General features: G+C 47.2%; 16 protein-coding genes. 7 read left to right on the top strand and 9 right to left on the bottom strand.

The window, feature by feature from the left end; all coding sequences use genetic code 11:
• Nucleotides 1–50: 50 nt before the first annotated feature.
• Together NG795_RS00300 and NG795_RS00295 are read right to left on the bottom strand one after the other, a co-directional pair.
• Nucleotides 51–824, bottom strand: coding sequence for a circadian clock KaiB family protein (locus NG795_RS00300; protein ID WP_367286676.1), 774 nt, complete (start codon nt 822–824; stop codon nt 51–53).
• Nucleotides 825–984: 160 nt separating this feature from the next.
• Nucleotides 985–2,271, bottom strand: a complete 1,287-nt coding sequence (locus NG795_RS00295; RefSeq protein WP_367286675.1) for a type IV pilus twitching motility protein PilT — start codon at nt 2,269–2,271, stop codon at nt 985–987.
• Nucleotides 2,272–2,494: 223 nt separating this feature from the next.
• Here NG795_RS00295 and wecB point away from each other — a divergent pair, with 223 nt between their 5' ends.
• From wecB to NG795_RS00275, 5 genes are all read left to right on the top strand, one after another.
• Nucleotides 2,495–3,610 (top strand): non-hydrolyzing UDP-N-acetylglucosamine 2-epimerase, encoded by a 1,116-nt coding sequence (gene wecB / locus NG795_RS00290; protein ID WP_367286674.1) that lies wholly within the window; start codon nt 2,495–2,497, stop codon nt 3,608–3,610.
• Between the two features lie 541 nt (nt 3,611–4,151).
• Nucleotides 4,152–4,658, top strand: coding sequence for an NYN domain-containing protein (locus NG795_RS00285; RefSeq protein ID WP_367286673.1), 507 nt, complete (start codon nt 4,152–4,154; stop codon nt 4,656–4,658).
• A gap of 217 nt (nt 4,659–4,875) precedes the next feature.
• Complete coding sequence (gene rnc / locus NG795_RS00280) at nt 4,876–5,559, top strand: ribonuclease III (protein WP_367286672.1); 684 nt, start codon at nt 4,876–4,878, stop codon at nt 5,557–5,559.
• An 87-nt stretch (nt 5,560–5,646) separates the two neighbouring features.
• Nucleotides 5,647–5,808, top strand: coding sequence for a DUF6888 family protein (locus NG795_RS28400; protein WP_436836015.1), 162 nt, complete (start codon nt 5,647–5,649; stop codon nt 5,806–5,808).
• On the top strand, nt 5,792–6,019 hold the full coding sequence (locus NG795_RS00275; protein WP_367286671.1) for a DUF6887 family protein: 228 nt from the start codon (nt 5,792–5,794) through the stop codon (nt 6,017–6,019). The genes NG795_RS28400 and NG795_RS00275 overlap by 17 nt, the downstream gene beginning before the upstream one ends.
• Before the next feature lie 122 nt (nt 6,020–6,141).
• Here NG795_RS00275 and NG795_RS00270 read toward each other — a convergent pair whose 3' ends face one another.
• The 5 genes from NG795_RS00270 to NG795_RS00250 all read right to left on the bottom strand — a co-directional run bounded on the left by NG795_RS00270 (nt 6,142) and on the right by NG795_RS00250 (nt 12,764).
• Nucleotides 6,142–6,636: a TIGR00725 family protein gene (locus NG795_RS00270; protein WP_367286670.1), complete on the bottom strand. Its 495-nt coding sequence runs from the start codon at nt 6,634–6,636 to the stop codon at nt 6,142–6,144.
• Nucleotides 6,637–6,670: 34 nt separating this feature from the next.
• Nucleotides 6,671–7,879 carry a DHH family phosphoesterase gene (locus tag NG795_RS00265; RefSeq protein ID WP_436836014.1) on the bottom strand — a complete coding sequence of 403 codons (1,209 nt, stop codon included), beginning with the start codon at nt 7,877–7,879 and terminating at the stop codon, nt 6,671–6,673.
• Nucleotides 7,880–8,061: 182 nt separating this feature from the next.
• Nucleotides 8,062–8,559, bottom strand: coding sequence for an HNH endonuclease (locus NG795_RS00260; protein WP_367286669.1), 498 nt, complete (start codon nt 8,557–8,559; stop codon nt 8,062–8,064).
• 86 nt (nt 8,560–8,645) lie between these two features.
• Nucleotides 8,646–10,151, bottom strand: a complete 1,506-nt coding sequence (locus tag NG795_RS00255; RefSeq protein ID WP_367286668.1) for an adenylate/guanylate cyclase domain-containing protein — start codon at nt 10,149–10,151, stop codon at nt 8,646–8,648.
• Nucleotides 10,152–10,466: 315 nt separating this feature from the next.
• Nucleotides 10,467–12,764 carry a sensor histidine kinase gene (locus NG795_RS00250; protein ID WP_367286667.1) on the bottom strand — a complete coding sequence of 766 codons (2,298 nt, stop codon included), beginning with the start codon at nt 12,762–12,764 and terminating at the stop codon, nt 10,467–10,469.
• 291 nt (nt 12,765–13,055) lie between these two features.
• Between NG795_RS00250 and alr the strand changes: the two genes are divergently transcribed.
• Nucleotides 13,056–14,249 (top strand): alanine racemase, encoded by a 1,194-nt coding sequence (alr, locus tag NG795_RS00245; protein WP_367286666.1) that lies wholly within the window; start codon nt 13,056–13,058, stop codon nt 14,247–14,249.
• 89 nt (nt 14,250–14,338) lie between these two features.
• On the opposite strand, the gene NG795_RS00240 is transcribed toward alr, so the two are convergent.
• Nucleotides 14,339–14,461 (bottom strand): hypothetical protein, encoded by a 123-nt coding sequence (locus NG795_RS00240; protein ID WP_367286665.1) that lies wholly within the window; start codon nt 14,459–14,461, stop codon nt 14,339–14,341.
• Between the two features lie 40 nt (nt 14,462–14,501).
• Between NG795_RS00240 and NG795_RS00235 the strand changes: the two genes are divergently transcribed.
• Nucleotides 14,502–15,323 carry an Rpn family recombination-promoting nuclease/putative transposase gene (locus NG795_RS00235; protein WP_367286664.1) on the top strand — a complete coding sequence of 274 codons (822 nt, stop codon included), beginning with the start codon at nt 14,502–14,504 and terminating at the stop codon, nt 15,321–15,323.
• 50 nt (nt 15,324–15,373) lie between these two features.
• Here NG795_RS00235 and NG795_RS00230 read toward each other — a convergent pair whose 3' ends face one another.
• Complete coding sequence (locus tag NG795_RS00230) at nt 15,374–16,570, bottom strand: GNAT family N-acetyltransferase (RefSeq protein ID WP_367286663.1); 1,197 nt, start codon at nt 16,568–16,570, stop codon at nt 15,374–15,376.
• Between the last annotated feature and the right edge of the window lie 7 nt (nt 16,571–16,577).

Below are 16,577 nucleotides of genomic sequence, written 5' to 3'. Positions count from 1 at the left end.
AAGCTCAGGAGGTAATGCCCACCTGAGCTTGTCGAAGGGCCTACAATTACTTAAGATTTCAGACAGCCCAGTAGATTTAGAATTTTATCTTGATCTTCTAAATTTCCGACAATGCGGCGCACGGGCAACGGCCACATTTTGACCAGGGTAGGCGTAGCGGAAACATGAGCCTGTTCTGCCTGTTCTGGATGTTTAGAAACATCAATTACTTTCAAGGTATAGGGATAGCCTAAAGACTCTTCCAAAAGCTGGTGCAAGGTCTTCAGGGTTCTCTCCGTTGCTCCTGTATGACCCGAAACAAATAACCGGAGCACATATCCTTGAGTCGGGGTTTGTTCGGACAAAGTAAACCTCAACTTCGGGGATAAATTCGGGGGGTGAACGCTGCCCTCGTCTGCGCTAGACTCCAAGCGGACAATCAGCTCATGATTTTCCCAGAGTTGGGGAAACTGCTGACGATAGGTGCCTAACACCATTGGATGACATAACTCTTCGGACCAAGGCGCGATCGCCCAAGTCAAGTCCTCCATTTCAAAGATAGCATTCAGTAAGGCTTGATAGCGCAGGACGGCAGGAGAGGCGATCGCGGAAGTTTGGACTTGTCCAGTATAGGGATCAAGCCAGCGGTCCACCGTTGCGGTATAACAAGGAACCAGGAAATGGGGGGGTTCGATGAGCCCCAACCATTCTTGCAGGACCGCACATAAATTCAGATGCCACCGATTTTTTTTGCTCGGGTCGATACAGTAAATCAGGTCTCCACCGGGAGTAAACAGAGCAATTCCCTTAAATAAGGGAGGAAGAGAAGAGGATGGGTTTTTCAACAAATCGCGATCGCTGGGAGTATGAGAAACGGGTACTAGGCGCTATAGGAAACTGTACCGGACGGAACCCTTTGATGAGCGTTCAGTTATGAAGGGGCGGTAGCTTGGAACCCTGACCCTTCATAACCGATCACGCCACTACAAAAACCTGAGCGAACAGTTAAATCCGACCTCGGAGCATTTGAGCCATTTCGTTCGGGGTGGGCGACTGTTCCAAGGCAATTTCTTCCGTAATTCGCCCTTCTTGATACAGTTCATAGAGCGATCGGTTCATTGTCGTCATGCCTTCATAAGTATCTTTCAGCATGATTTGTTGAATATCCTCATACTGTTCTTTGAGCATATATTCCTTGATGACATCCGTATTAATCAGAATATCGTGGAACGCAGCTCGTTTTCCATCGGTGGTTTTACACAACAACTGGGCAATAATCGAAACTAGAATTTCTGACAGCGAAACCCGAATTGAAATCTGTTCTTCCGCTGAGAACATATCCAAAATCCGAGTCAGGGTTTTGACTGCACTATTCGTATGCAGCGTTCCCATGACTAAGTGACCCGTCGAGGCTGCTTTCATAGCAATAGAGACCGTCTCTTTATCCCGAATTTCTCCCACCAACATCATGTCCGGGTCTTGCCGCAATGCCCCTTTGAGCGCATTAAAAAACTTCAGGGTATGCCGACCGACTTCCCGGTGTTTAATCAGGGATTTCTTACTTTCATGAACGAATTCCACCGGGTCCTCAATGGTGATCATGTGATAGGCGAAATTCTTATTCATGTAGTCAATCATCGCCGCCATTGTGGTAGACTTACCCGAACCCGTCGGTCCCGTCACCAACACCAAACCCTTGTGATAATGGCAGACTTTTTTAAACACTTCAGGCAAGTTTAGCTGTTCCATCGTCAGGATTTTGGCCGCAATCAGTCGCAACACCATTGCGGGACCCGCTAAGGAGTCAAATGCACTGATCCGGACCCGCACAAACCCAAAATCAAACGCCCCGTCAAAGTCTAAGTTTTCCTGAAACTGCTGAATTTCTTCCGTGCTCATACATTCCCGCAACCAACTCATAAAGGTATTGAGATCGGTGACGGGATACCCAGCTTCAGCAATATCCCCCCGTTTACGGAAGCGCGGCAGTTCATTCACCCCAAGATGAATATCGGAAATTCCCTCTTCATTCGCCTGCACCACGAGGTCCCGCAAGGTGGGATGTCCAGGACTAGGGCCCGGACCTTTGGGGGCTGCGGGTGCCGCAGGGGTTGCCGGTTGTGCGGCAGGGGCTACGCCCGCCGGGGGACCCGGTGGGGGACCCGGTGGCCGCCCCGGTGGTGGCGGCGGCGGTGGTAGCGGGGGGGGACCTCCAGGGGCGCGGGCTGCCGGGGGCCGACCCGGTGGCGGGGGTGGCGGAGGTGGAACAGGTGGACGCTGAGATTGTGTCATGACTCTCTCTCTTTAACGAACAGGGATTAAAATTTTAGGGAGTTGGTTCAGTCTAGGGAAGGGGGGAATCCGGGCAGTCGAGTAAGTCTAGCAATCAACGAGTGGATGTATTCTAAGATAGATCTAACTCAGCCCTCTCTTTGTCAAAGTTTTCCCAAAACTTGACATCTTTTAACAGAATGGGTTGGTTCCGCCTGTTGTTCACCTGCCGATAAAGCGCCCAATGCTAAACTCTCCCCTGAAAATTTTGATTGCCCTGGGAACCCGTCCTGAAGCGATTAAACTGGCCCCGGTGATCCAGGCATTCCGGCGATCGCCCGATTTCACCACCCAAGTTATTTTAACCGGCCAACATCGGGAAATGGTGGAGCAAGTCATGCATCTGTTCGACTTGCAAGCCGACTGCGACCTGGGTATCATGAAACATCAGCAAACCTTGACGGATATTACCTGTGGGAGTTTACAGGGACTTGAAGGGTTCTTGCAAGAGACTAACCCAAATTTGCTCATCGTCCAAGGGGATACCACCACGGCCTTTGCTGGCGCTTTAGCTGCGTTTTACCAAAAAGTTGCGATCGGTCACGTTGAAGCCGGTTTAAGGACGGATGAGCTATTCAATCCCTATCCCGAAGAAGCCAATCGCCGGTTAATTTCCCAACTGGCGCAACTGCATTTTGCTCCTACTACAAAAGCGGTAGAAAATTTAGAGCGATCGGGCGTCACCGGAGAGATTCACCTCACCGGAAACACCGTCATTGATGCCTTACTCTCCGTCGCCTCCCGCCATCCCGACTGCCCCATCCCCGGACTAGATTGGCAACAGTATCGCGTCCTCCTCGCCACCGTTCACCGCCGCGAAAATTGGGGAGAACCCCTAACAGGAATTGCCCAAGGATTTCTCAAAACCTTGGATGAATTTCCTGATACCGCCTTACTGTTACCCCTCCATAAAAATCCCACCGTCCGCGAACCGTTACAAGAAATGTTAGGCAATCATCCCCGGGTCTTTTTAACGGAACCGTTAGACTATGCCGAATTAGTCGGGGCCATGCAACGGTGCTATTTGTTACTAACCGATTCCGGCGGATTGCAAGAGGAAGCACCGGCATTAGGGAAACCCGTTTTGGTGTTAAGAGAAACCACAGAACGTCCAGAGGCGATCGAAGCAGGCACAGCCAAATTAGTCGGCACCGATTCCCTAGAGATTTTCACAGCAGCAAGTGCCTTGTTAAAAGACAATAATTCCTATCAAAAAATGGCAACCGCAGTCAATCCCTTTGGGGATGGTCATGCCTCAGAAAAAATCGTAGAAATTGTGCGGAAGAAGTTCCAGAAATGAAGGGTATAGATGCACCCTGTTCGCATAGCGTTTCGTGAGGAAAGGGTGCATCTATACCGTTCAAAGCCCCTTGCGTGGGCTATTGGAAAAAAGGATGGGGATATTGCGATGAGAAAAGAGTGATATCGATAACAGGTTGCCAACCAGAGAAAATTTAAGGTTTTGATGGAGTATGGACTTTACCAGGGGTTAGGGGTAGAGCAATAAATTTTTTGATTGCCCTTGACAAAACCAAAAGCCTGTGCATTAATGAAAATTAAGCAGCTCAGAGAACAACGCAAGCACTACGCTTGGGTTCTCGTCTTATGAGCAGCACCCCTGTACCTGGACTTCATAAAGTTATTGCCTTGGTCTGGTATCAAATTTAGCCAGCTCAATGTAATAACTCTGTGATGATTTAGGGAATGAGGGTACTGTGATTTTAAGACGACAACCGGAATAGATCTAACAGTTCCAGAATGTATCTGGAGTTTTACTGTACCGATCTATCCGCTGAAGCTGGCTCAGTTCATGAAGTCATCAAATATGAAGGAGCTAGAAAATGTCGAATCAAGTTGGTATCTATTGGGATTTACAGAATGTCCACCCTTCCCTAGAGCAAGCTCAATCTCAAGTTCTATCTCTATACTGTTTCGCTCAGAAATTTGGGCGAATTACCTTGAAAAATGTCTGCGCACATTGGCGGCGCGAATCTCCTAAAATAGAAAATATTTTCTACAATTTAGGCTTTAACTGTCCTAATGCTCCTGCTGGCAAAGGCAAGAAAAATAATGCCGACAAAAAATTGATTGAGGACTGCCTCCAAGATGTTCGCCATAACCCCGAAATATCTACAGTCTTTTTGGTTTCAGGAGACAAGGATTTTATTCCCTTGGTCCTCCAGCTAAAAGAGCGGAACATACAAGTGATTTTGATAATTCGTTCCGATGAAAGTACCAAGCCGGAGCTTAAAAATATAGTGGATAATTTCTACTATTTAGATTGGATTGAGAAAGAATTTGGAAGCCCCTGCTTTGACCCACAACAGATACTTGCTTTAATTAAGTAGGTAGGATTGATGTAATTAAACTATAAAAGTATAAAAGGCGAACATTAATTCGCCTTTTTGTTTTCTATAGAAGTTACGCATTACCCCTAAATGTAGAGGCGATTCGCGAATCGCCTCTACATTTAGGTTGGGTGTTCAAAATATGCTTAAGTCCTGTTGTAAAATCCATGAAAATGCTATACTTGAGCCTGAAAAATAATTAGGAGACTCAGACCCAATGGACCATAAATTATTGAAATTTAAAAATGAAAAGCTATTGCTACAGGCATTGACTCATCGTTCTTATGCAAATGAAAACTCTGGCGAATTGCATAATGAACGCCTAGAGTTTTTAGGGGATGCTCTCCTGACTTTTATTAGTGGTGAATATCTCTACTGTCGGCATCCGGAAATGGCAGAAGATGAAATGACTCGACGGCGATCGGCTTTGGTGGATGAAAAACAACTTGCCAAATTTGCCACTGACGTGGGGTTAACCTTTCGGATGCGTCTGGGTCAGGGTATGATTCGGAATGGGGGTTATCAGAGTCCTAATTTATTGAGTAGTACCTTTGAAGCGGTGGTTGGAGCCTATTATTTAGACTGCGATCGCAAAATGGAGGTACTCCGTCCCATTATCGAGGAGTTATTTGATTCGGTATCTCCCACAATCGTTGAACTTCGCTCTAACATTGATTCCAAAAATAGGCTGCAAGAGTATGTCCAAACAACTTTTGGCTCAATATTACCCAAATACACCACAAAACGGATCGGAGGTCCCGATCATGCACCGGAATATCAATCTATAGTGTCTGTGAATGATGAACCCTATGGAAAAGGCAAAGCTTGCGGCAAGAAAGAGGCTGAAAAGCAAGCGGCTGAAAATGCCTTGTCTGAGCTTAAAAAGCAGGGTAAGATTTAATCATGAAATTGACCTGTTTGATTAATTTATAAACTGTCTTGGGCAGATTGGAGCCAGATTTTTAGTACATTAGGCCCCTGCCCGGGAATGACCGATGATGATTTAGGATTCATAAGGCATGAATTTTCTCTCGCATTATTTCGGTATAACCCGCAAAAGGGATATGTTTACATTTTGGCCGGGGATGATTTAGAAGTGATTGTTACGTCCAGTGGAGAATGGAGGTTTATTTATGAATCCGAAATTTGACCTGATGTCCCGAGAGGAATTAAAAGCCTATCTATTAGCTCATCGAGATGATTTAGATGCTTTAGATGCTTTAGTGAATCGCCGGAGTCCTGATGCGGAGGCAACCTGGTATCCTGCACCTTTAACTGAAGAAACTATCCGAATTTCTGAAGAGGCTATTCAGCGGCGGATTGAAGCAGGCGATCGCCCTTCTCAAAATTTTCCCAGTTAGGCTTTTTTTACACCCAATCCGGGTTTCAAAATTTGGTTTTCTGTATTAGCCTGCGTAGGCAGGCTTTGTCCGTGTAGCCCTACCTTTTAGTGTGCGGATTTTTATTAAATTTGAGCGCCTCTTTATCGAGTCGATACAATCTCCCTAACTCGGGATATAGCCTCCTCGGGACTCTGCACAATCATCACCCGACGCGGCGATAAACTGCTAAAAAATTGATGACTCTCTCGGCTATCATTTAATAAGATAACTGTCTTCTCTGCCTTCAATGCTAAAGCAATTTCTGAAGCGGTCCCGCTACCCATTCCGCAAGCAATGACGACATCGCTGGTTAGGACATTAATATTATTTCGGGCGCTACCGATGCCGGTGAGGATGGCAATATCAATGGCGTCAGATAGGCCGGTTTTATCTTCCCCGGGGAGGATGCCGAGGGTGAATCCGTTGGCGGATTTTGCCCCTTGACTGGCGGCATTCATAACTCCGGCTTTTCTCCCTCCAGTTAATAAAATCCATCCCTGTTCGGCGATGAGTTTTCCAAGTTGATAGGCGTTTTCTAGGTCTGGTTCTGTCGCATTAGCACCAGGACCCATGATGCCGATGATGGGTTTGGTCATGGGATGCGGGGTTGGCTATCTAATACCAATCATGTTAATTCGTACTATGAATTAAATCATCTTTGGGGCTGACTAATTTTAGTAGTTTTTGTTTGATTTGTAGGTCAAAGACTTCCCATTTCATGCGGGCAAAATCTTTGCTGTCGTTGCTGCCGGAGAGGAATCCCATTGGAATTTCAAATCCCCCGGCTTGCGATCGCCCTCCGCCAAAGAAGCGCCCTTGAGCATCTTTCCCAAAGGCTTCCTTGATAAATTCATCCGGATCTAAGGTCAATTTAGTGGTTCTTAAAGAACCTGTGACTAATTCGATATCTTCGTCTTCGTCGTGAACGATGCCATAGACCACTGCGGTATGAACGTTTTCTTCGCTGACGAGAAAATCTGCGGCTTGGGGGATGGCATCCCGGTCATCGTAACGCAAGTATCCGACGCCAGCAATGCAGAAATTATTTTGAACGATTCTATTTTTAAGCGATCGCTCGATGACATCCATCACCCGTTTAGACCGAGAGGCTTGCAAGACTGAACTAATCAACTGGCTATCATAAAATCGGCTTAAATAAGCCGCTGCCATGAAATCATCTTCCCGGGCTTGTCGCAGTTGATTCGTGTCCGATCGCAACCCATGCATTAAGGCAGTTGCACATTTAACATGATCGCTGACATTGATATCTAGGCGGAGCAATTCTGCCATCAAATATTGAGTAAAAATGGTGGCAGTAGCTCGAATATGAGGGCGAATATCCAGAAATTCGGCGCTTAATTCATCCTGAATCGTATGATGGTCGATCGCCACAATCAAGGGAATATTTGCCGTTTTTAACAGGGAAAAGAGCTGAGAGGTCGTTCCCTGATTGTCAATCAATACGCAGCCGTTGTAGATAGACCAATCCTTGGATTTGGCGATTTCTAAGGGCAAGCGCTGCACTGGCAATCCGGTGAGTTTCACCAAGGCAATATTTTCCTGGTGACTGAGTGCTCCGGCGTAGACAATATCACATTCAATCTCATACTGGGCGGCAATCAATTTGTAAGCCCAAGCACAAGACATGGCATCGGGGTCCGGGAAATCTTGGAGAACCACCAAGTGCCGATCGCCGTTATGCTGCTGCAAAACCTGCCGCAGTGCTTCGGCTTTCGTTGCGCTTAGAGGATCTAGCCATTGCTTACTATCCCCAGAAACGATCGGTAATGCTCCATCCCGAACGCCTATTGGACCCAGTTCGGTGTTCGATTCCTCCACTAATTTTTCCCTCAATTCGGTGCACCCACTTCACAGCTAATCGCAGACGACTAACCGGATTGAGGTTATTGCCTGCGTTTATAGAATAACTCTACGATAGCGCTTCAAGTGTCCGCTTGCGATCGCATAAGTCAGGAACTCTTGGCAAAAACCCCTCGTAGTTGAACCAACTACAAGGGGTTTTAAGCACCAATCACATATTTTTGCCACTCTTGATGTAGCCCGCTTTTGAGATGCTTACTCACCTCAAAATAAAGGCTGCTGTAGGGTCGGCGGGGTATTCTGGTTAAAGGCATTTTACTTTCCTCCGGAGTTCGGTTTCCTTTTTTGACATTGCAGCGGACGCAGGCGGAGACGAGATTTTCCCAACTGTCGGGACCCCCACGCGAGCGCGGAATCACATGATCTAAAGTCAATTCATCCCCGGAATAACCACAGTATTGACAAGTATGGCCATCACGGTGTAGGATGTTTCTCCGGGTCAAAGGAATTTCATGATACGGAATGCGGACGTAATGCCGAAGCCGAATCACCGTAGGCAGGGGAACATCGGAATAGATAAATTTCCCGTTGTGTTCGACCTGCTCGGCTTTCCCCTTCAGCAATAGCACGATGGCCCTCCTCCAGCTCGTGATATTGAGCGGTTCGTAGGAGGCGTTAAGGACTAGAACCTTGCCCATTGCGTCTCTATTAAAAAGAAGATTTTTACAGATGTTAGCACAGCTTGAACAAACTGTGTAAAATTCCTCAATATTTTTTGGGGAACTTAAGGGCCATGAGAAACCGAGGCAGGGTCGGCTGATCCCGTTGAGGATGAGGCGGTAACCCTGATCTCCTCAGTGGGTTCCTCCTTCAACCCTAGGAGGAGATAGGTTTTCATCATTCCCTTCCCCTTGACGTTGATTGCGCCGCGAGACTCGAATTGGAAGCGATCGCGCAGGAGGAAATAGGTCACCTCAGAGACTTGAATTTGTCCGGGAATCCCATGAGATTCCATACGGGAAGCGGTATTGACCGCATCCCCCCACAAATCGTAAATAAATTTTTTGATGCCAATCACCCCAGCGACGACGGGACCATTATTGATGCCGATGCGGATGGTGAGGGGGATTCCCGTTTCTGCGGCAAGTTGGCGCACCTCTCGCTGCATATCTAGGGCCATTTGAGCGATCGCCTTCGCACAATCGGGATGCGGTTGCGGAAGCCCTCCCACCACCATATAAGCATCCCCAATCGTCTTAATTTTTTCCACCCCATACCGTTCCGCGAGTCGGTCAAAGATTGAAAATATTTTATTGAGTAACTCCACCAATTCTACCGCAGGTACTTCCGTGGAAAGCTGAGTAAACCCCACCAGGTCAGCAAACAAAACCGTAGCATTGGGAAAACTTTCAGCAATGGGATAAACCCCCTGTTTTAGTTGTTGAGCAATGGTATGGGGTAAAATATTTAACAGGAGTTTTTCCGATTGGTCTCGGGCAATTTCAACCTCGGCTACTAGATTTTCTAGTTCTTTTTTACTGTCTTGTATTTCCTGGAAATATCGATTAATTTGGTGATTCATTCGGTTAAAATCAATCAACACATCCCCTAATTCATCTCGACGATTCTTGGCCAGTGCCAGACAGTCCAAATCTCCCGGAACTGCTCCCGGTGATTCTCCTACGGCAATTAGAGCTTTTCTAAGTTTCAAAATAGGAGCAATTACCGCAGGTGCGAGGGCGGCTAAAGTGGCGAGGGTGACAAAAATACAAATCAGAATGACTAAGCCAAAAATTCGGACAATAAAGGCTTTTATTTCCTCTTTAATTTGAGAAGAATCAAGGCGAACGATGACCAGATAAGGATTGCCATCGGCTTCAGTCCACATGGCCATTTCATAGCGGTTGCCATCCCGACTGCGGAGGCGCACAGCAGGAGCGCTCATGACCTGATTAAAGTTTAACTCCGGGGGTTCGCCAAAGTAGCCGATCGCCTCTCCCTCCTGGGTATAAACGTGACCGCCCGCCACCCGAGATTCTAGCATTAAATGCTGGGCGACTTCTTTTATTTTGGGCGCAGTTATAGGCGAACCACATAACCTCAATAGAGGAGAAATAGTAGCAACTCCAACATCTTCTAAATGCTGAATCAGTTCTCGCTCACGACGATACGCGGAGGGGAGTAAAATCAGGGCTTCTACCACAACAATGCTAATAAATACCCATAAAGCAATGCGACGCGATAAACGAGCGTTGAGTAGATTGAAAATAGAGGTGAATCCATTGAGCATCGATTTATCCGTTGTGTTCAGAACAATTTAGGAGGATCCAGATAGCACCCGATATAACAGCAACAAGGGGGCGATCGCACCCTTTCCCAAAGGATGGTGTAGGGGAGTTTGGAGTGAGGGCCACCCCTGTAGTGTTCCCATTCTCCTCCAACCCGTAACCCAAATCCCAAGATGCAGGGCCCAATCCCAGATATTCCACTGACTCAGAAGGTTTACCTACAAACTTAGGGTAACAAAACCGGGCGATCGATGCGAGACTTGATGTGGCGCTCTATTTGTCGGGTTAGGTGGCTGTAGCAACCTATTCCCCTTCCCTTAAACTCGTTTGCTTGAAATGGATTCAGGGACTAACTCGGAATTCGAGAGATTGACTTGGAGAGGAAGGTGGATGGTGAAAGTTGAACCCTTGCCGAGTTCACTCTCAACTGTAATATCACCCCCCATCATTTGACAAAATTGCTTGGCGATCGTCAATCCCAATCCCGTCCCCCCATATTTGCGCGTAGTGGAAGTATCCGCCTGGGTGAAGGGTTGAAAGAGCTTATCCATCTGTTCGGGGGTCATCCCAATTCCGGTATCTCTCACTTCAAAGACAATCATTTCCCCGGCTTTCTGAACAACCCGGAGAAAAATCGTCCCCTGATTGGTAAACTTACAAGCATTCCCTAACAGATTGAATAAAATTTGTCGTATTTTGGTCACATCGGCATACATTTCCCCAACCTCAGGTTGACAGTCCACTTGTAATTGATTCCCATTTTTCTGCACCAAGGGTTGCACGGTGAAGATAATCTCCTGAAGGGTAACGGGAACTTGAAAGGGTTCTAAATATAACTCCATTTTTCCGGCCTCAATTTTAGACAGGTCCAGGATATCGTTAATCAGTCCTAACAAGTGTCTGCCAGCGGATTCAATCTTGGCTAAGTCAGCATTGATCTCATCGGATTCTAGGTCGTCTCCTTCTTCCTGCAAGATTTCACTATAACCAATAATTGCATTTAAAGGAGTCCGCAATTCATGGCTCATATTGGCGAGAAACTGGCTTTTAGACTGGTTTGCCAATTCTGCCGTCACCTTGGCTTGGTAGAGTTCTCGTTCCACTCGCTTGCGTTCCGTAATATCGCGAACCACGGCAGAAAGTGCAGTTTGCTTCCCATAATAAATCTTGTTGGCGCTGACTTCTACCTCGACGATGGAACCATCTTTGCGACGATAACGCCGTTCTCCCAAATGACAAGATTGTAACGAGAGGGTTCGCTCAATGTTGTAGGCTATACTCTCGGATTCATGATCAATAAAATCTCCCAAAGTCAGGGAGAGACTTTCCTCACTATTATAACCCAGTAACCTTTGAAAAGCGGTATTAGATTCAATAATCCGTTGGGTAGTCGGTTCAATCAAAAAGATACTTTCGGAGGTTTGCTCAATGACGGCCCGATATCGCTGTTCGCTTTCATGGCGCACTTGTTGAGAATAGTCTAAAGCATCCAACATTTCATTAATGCGGGTAGCCAGTTGGGAGAGTTCATCCACCCCCTTCACCGGGAGACGAACCGCCAAATTGCGATCGCTACCAATGTGATTAACATCCTGACTCAACTGGGAGAGTCGCGATAACACCACCTTTTCCAACAGCAACAAAGTGAGCACTAAAAATGCCACCCCGACAACGAGCACCACCCACAGGATAAAGTTAGCCGTTCGTTGCCCTTGTTGGTAAATCTCACGCGGGAGTTCCACCCGCAACAACAAGGCGGGATTGTTGTAAATATCTTTGACTAAAGTATAACCGTCAATGGTTTGGGAATTCCATGCTTCCACAAAAATCGGAGTTTGGTCCGCCAGGACTAACGCCGGTTCTCGATGCGTGTCTTCGAGGATACTCTGCCGAATGGCTTGGAAATCAGGGGGCAGTTCGGGAGACCCCCAGTTTTGTATTGCGATGGATAATTGGGTGAGTTCCCCGAGACGCTTGATTTCCTCAACACTGAGGTAGCGTCCCATAATCAGGGTCCCGCGAATGGGTCCTTCCGCTTCTCCGGTGAGAATGGGGCGGGAAACAATCAACATGGGGCCTTCAGGAAGTTGCAGGATGCCTTCAACCAGACTGGTAGTTTCGAGATGATTAACGAGGAGACTGTTCGGGGTCAGGTACTGACTTAAAGAGGCGATCGCCTCAGTATTTTCCTCCACTGGTGCTCGTTCTCCCGTTTCCGGGTTGAATTTTTGCCCAAAAACAATCCGCCCACTGCGATGGATGTACAGCATCATATCCAACCGCAAACGGGCGATCGTGGCATCGTTGAGGTTGGTTTGGATATAGTCCGAGTTCTCATCTTCAATGAAGGCGTAGGTGTCATCCCAGGCGGCCCAATCGTTCGCGGTAAAGCTCAATTTGTCGATTTCATCGGATAAGACATCCATCGCCCGTTTGACATTGCGGACGGTATCCTGCTGCTCAAATTTGGCAAATCCAGCCAGCAACAGGGTAGAGGAAGAGAGATAGATGACCCCCAATAAACCGATTAGGGTTGCCCCAACGATGGGCAGGATTTGCCCCCGCAGTCCCAAGGATGCGAAGGGGAGTTTCAGGGATTTAGGCGGTTGAGGCATGGGTTTGGACACCTTCTCTTCTGGAATTGAGGGTTGAGACTGGGAAGTGGTCAGTTGAGGACTGGGAAAAATTGAGCAAGCAGAACGGAGTTCTTCAAGTCTTAATTTTTCATTCTGCGGATTTTGCCAAAAATCACCCGATGTCAGATTGCCCGATGGATATTTAGCCCTGTTTTTATTCTAAATACTCGATCGCAAATCTAAATTCGGTTGAAGTTTTCGCAAATCTCCGGAGTCAGTGTTTGATTTATAGTTCAATTGTGGTGTGAGTGACTTGAGGAGTGCGTAAAAATGCTGAGTTGGGAGGAAAGTCAGAGTATTTCATCAATGCGATGCGATCGCGCTTGGGTGGAGGTGGATATCGGGGCGATCGCCCAGAATGTCCGCGAAATCCAGCGTCTGTTATCCCCAAAAACCGACCTCATGGCGGTGATTAAAGCGGATGCTTATGGACATGGGGCCGTCACCGTTGCCCAGACGGTATTACAGGCAGGGGCAAAATGGTTGGGAGTCGCCACCATTCCCGAAGGCATCGAACTCCGGGAAGCAGGAATTACCGCCCCCGTGCAAGTTTTAGGGGCAACCTACACCCCGGACCAACTGCGCGCAATGGTGCGTTGGCGGTTGGAACCGACCCTTTGCACCCCGAAACAAGCGTTCGTGTTTTCTGAAACCCTGAGTGAGCATTCCTATTCCGTGCCGGTTCATGTTAAAATTGATACCGGGATGTCACGGTTGGGCGCACCGTGGCAAGAGGCGGCAGAGTTTGTGAAATTAGTCGATCGCCTGCCTCATTTGGAATTGTCTAGCATTTATTCCCATTTAGCCACAGCGGATAGTGAAGACCCCACGGTGATGCAACTGCAACATCAGCGGTTCCAATGTGTGATTCGGCAAGTTCAGGAGACCGGAATCGCATTACCGCGCTTGCACTTTGCCAATTCTGCGGCCACCTTAAGCGATCGCCAGTTGCATTATGATATGGTGCGAGTGGGATTAGGGATATATGGATTATATCCTGCACCACATCTGCGATCGCGCCTGACATTACAACCGGCACTACAGGTTAAGGCGAGGGTGACTCACATTAAGGCGATCGCAGCCGGAACCGGCGTCAGTTACGGCCATCGGTTTATTGCCGACTGCGACATGAGAATCGCTGCGATCGGAATTGGCTATGCCGACGGCGTACCCCGCAACCTCTCCAACCAAATGCAAGTCCTCATCCGGGGAAAACAGGTGAGACAGATTGGGTCAATTACAATGGATCAGATGATGTTAGATGTGAGCAACATCCCTGACTTAGAACTCGGAGAAGTCGTCACCTTACTTGGACGAGATGGCAACTACTCAATCACCGCCGATGATTGGGCGGATAAATTAGGAACCATTTCCTGGGAGATTTTGTGCGGCTTTAAACATCGCTTACCCCGCATCGCTGTGGGTCAAACCTTGGAATGTTGGGAACAAGCCGCCACGTCGTAAGCAACTCCTGGCGGGGGTAAGTGGCAACACCCGGCGGGGGATCAATCCCCCGCCTAATAGCTAAAGTCGGTTGAAACCGACTGAAAGCCTTATGGTGCAACGTTTTTAGGTGGGTTTTCACCAACTGTAGGGGCGAGAAAGCGAATCGCCCCTACAGTTGGTGATTTTTTGAGTATAATTAGGATAGCGATCGCTTTTTCTAGTGTTTCCATAATATGGGTAAAATCATAGGCTAATTCAGGAGGCAACTCGATGAGATTTATTAATCCCAAAACCGATATCGCCTTTAAAAAAATATTTGGGTCTGAACAGAGCAAAGATATTTTAATCAGTTTTTTAAATGCAATGCTCTATGAAGGCCAGCCCATTATAGAAGATTTAGAAATCCTGAACCCATATTTGGCTCCCCGCATCCGAGGGGTCAAAGAAACTTACCTAGATATTAAAGCAAAAATTACCGGCAACAAAACAGCGATCGTCGAAATGCAAGTGCTGAATGTAGCGGGCTTTGAAAAGCGGATCCTCTATAACGCCGCTAAATCTTATTCCATTCAACTGGATGTAGGAGAAGATTACAATTTATTAAATCCCGTGATTGCCTTGACTATTGTCGATTTTCAAATGTTTGCAGACTTTGATAAAGTAATTTCCCACTTTGTTTTGAAAGAGAAAGATTATCTGGTAGATTATTTGAGTTATGATTTAGAATTAGTCTTTGTGGAGTTACCCAAATTCACGAAAGAACTGGAACAGTTAGAGACTCTCACGGATAAGTGGCTCTATTTTATGAAAAGTGGCCGGAATTTACAAACCGTGCCAGAAACAATGAGCGCCGTCCCAGAAATTGAACAAGCCTTTGAGATCGCCAATCAAGCCAATCTTAACCGGGAAGAATTAGAGGAATTAGAACAGCGAGAAATTTTTATCCACGACCAGCGAAACGCGATTTTAAAAGCAGTGAATAACAGGGAGCGAGAAATTGCCAAAGGGTTGCTGAACTTATTAGATGAAGAGGCGATCGCGCAAACCACTGGCTTGAGCCTTGAGGAAGTCCAAAAATTAAAGCAGCAGTAAAAACGACTTTTCCTAGAGAGAGCGCCCGGTTTAAACCGAGCGACTCCATCTTACATCTTCAACTCTGGCAGGGTTTCCTTGAACGGTAACCCCTCATTAATGGCATCAATTTGCTGGGCTTCCATCACATTGACTTCTTTCAGATAAGGGCGCAGAATTTGACCCAAGCGCTGATTGTAAAATCGATGTAAACTGTGATTGGGGGTTGCTGGAAACCCTCGGCGTTTTTTGTGTTGTCCTCCGGCACCGGGGTCGAAGGATTGAATGCCATGTTCGATTCCCCATTCGATGGGTTTGTAATAGCAAGCCTCGAAATGGAGGGAGTCAATATCGTAATTACATCCCCAATATCGTCCATAAAGTTGTTCCCCTTTGGTGAGGCAAAAGGACATAGCGATGGGATGGCGAATATCGTTTCCTTCGGGATAGGCAGCAATTAATAAGACGCGATCGCGAAAGTTGTGATACAGTTGCTCAAAAAATTGCTTGGTTAAATATTTGCTCCCCCACCAACCAAAGCGATCGCAATGGTCACTATAAAATTGATACATCCGCAGTAACAAGGTATGCGGGATATCATCCCCATGTAATGCCTTAACTTCAATCCCTGCTGTAGCGACGGCTTTGCGTTCCCGTTTGATGTTGCGGCGCTGATTGGCATTGAAGACGGCTAAGTAATCATCAAAGGTATTAAATCCGGTATTCTGCCAAATATAACTGTGATGCAGCCAGGGAGTATAACCGAGTCGTTCCATCAGCGATCGCCAGTCTGGATCGACATAGAGGAAATTACAGGAGGAAATATTGTGGCGACTGCAAAATTCATCGATCGCATGAATCATCATCCTGGTAATTTCTTCCTCATCTTCTCCCGGTGCAATCAAAAACCGATATCCCGTTACCGGCGTCACTGGACTCATCCCCAACAGTTTGGGATAATATTCCACACCGAGGCGATAGGCTAAATCTGCCCATTGGTGATCAAAGACGAATTCTCCCCGCGAATGTCCTTTCAGATACATCGGCGCGGCACCAATCAGTTCTCCATGTCGCCACAGGGTTAAATGATTCGGCAACCATCCCGTTTTGGCGGTTGCACTGCCGGAGGCTTCCATATTGTGCAACCAGTTCCATTCAAAAAAGGGGGTTTGCAGGGGGATGGCGAGAGCATCCCACGCCGTCTGGGGGACTTCGGCGATGTTGTCGATCCAGGCAACAGAAATTTGAGGCTTGAGCTGTTCCACCATTACCAAC

Source organism: Laspinema palackyanum D2c (assembly GCF_025370875.1).
In the GTDB taxonomy this organism is placed as follows: Bacteria; Cyanobacteriota; Cyanobacteriia; order Cyanobacteriales; family Laspinemataceae; genus Laspinema; species Laspinema palackyanum.
The sequence above is the reverse complement of the archived record's forward strand: the minus strand, read 5'-3'. Positions and strand labels throughout refer to the sequence as shown.

What these genes read in the sequence shown, in the direction of transcription:
- NG795_RS00295 (WP_367286675.1), bottom strand. Translation starts at nt 2,271, where the DNA reads ATGACACAATCTCAGCGTCCACCTGTTCCACCTCCGCCACCCCCGCCA.
- wecB (WP_367286674.1), top strand. Translation starts at nt 2,495, where the DNA reads ATGCTAAACTCTCCCCTGAAAATTTTGATTGCCCTGGGAACCCGTCCT.
- NG795_RS00285 (WP_367286673.1), top strand. Translation starts at nt 4,152, where the DNA reads ATGTCGAATCAAGTTGGTATCTATTGGGATTTACAGAATGTCCACCCT.
- rnc (WP_367286672.1), top strand. Translation starts at nt 4,876, where the DNA reads ATGGACCATAAATTATTGAAATTTAAAAATGAAAAGCTATTGCTACAG.
- NG795_RS28400 (WP_436836015.1), top strand. Translation starts at nt 5,647, where the DNA reads ATGACCGATGATGATTTAGGATTCATAAGGCATGAATTTTCTCTCGCA.
- NG795_RS00275 (WP_367286671.1), top strand. Translation starts at nt 5,792, where the DNA reads ATGAATCCGAAATTTGACCTGATGTCCCGAGAGGAATTAAAAGCCTAT.
- NG795_RS00270 (WP_367286670.1), bottom strand. Translation starts at nt 6,636, where the DNA reads ATGACCAAACCCATCATCGGCATCATGGGTCCTGGTGCTAATGCGACA.
- NG795_RS00260 (WP_367286669.1), bottom strand. Translation starts at nt 8,559, where the DNA reads ATGGGCAAGGTTCTAGTCCTTAACGCCTCCTACGAACCGCTCAATATC.
- NG795_RS00255 (WP_367286668.1), bottom strand. Translation starts at nt 10,151, where the DNA reads ATGCTCAATGGATTCACCTCTATTTTCAATCTACTCAACGCTCGTTTA.
- NG795_RS00250 (WP_367286667.1), bottom strand. Translation starts at nt 12,764, where the DNA reads ATGCCTCAACCGCCTAAATCCCTGAAACTCCCCTTCGCATCCTTGGGA.
- alr (WP_367286666.1), top strand. Translation starts at nt 13,056, where the DNA reads ATGCTGAGTTGGGAGGAAAGTCAGAGTATTTCATCAATGCGATGCGAT.
- NG795_RS00240 (WP_367286665.1), bottom strand. Translation starts at nt 14,461, where the DNA reads ATGGAAACACTAGAAAAAGCGATCGCTATCCTAATTATACTCAAAAAA.
- NG795_RS00235 (WP_367286664.1), top strand. Translation starts at nt 14,502, where the DNA reads ATGAGATTTATTAATCCCAAAACCGATATCGCCTTTAAAAAAATATTT.
- NG795_RS00230 (WP_367286663.1), bottom strand. Translation starts at nt 16,570, where the DNA reads ATGGTGGAACAGCTCAAGCCTCAAATTTCTGTTGCCTGGATCGACAAC.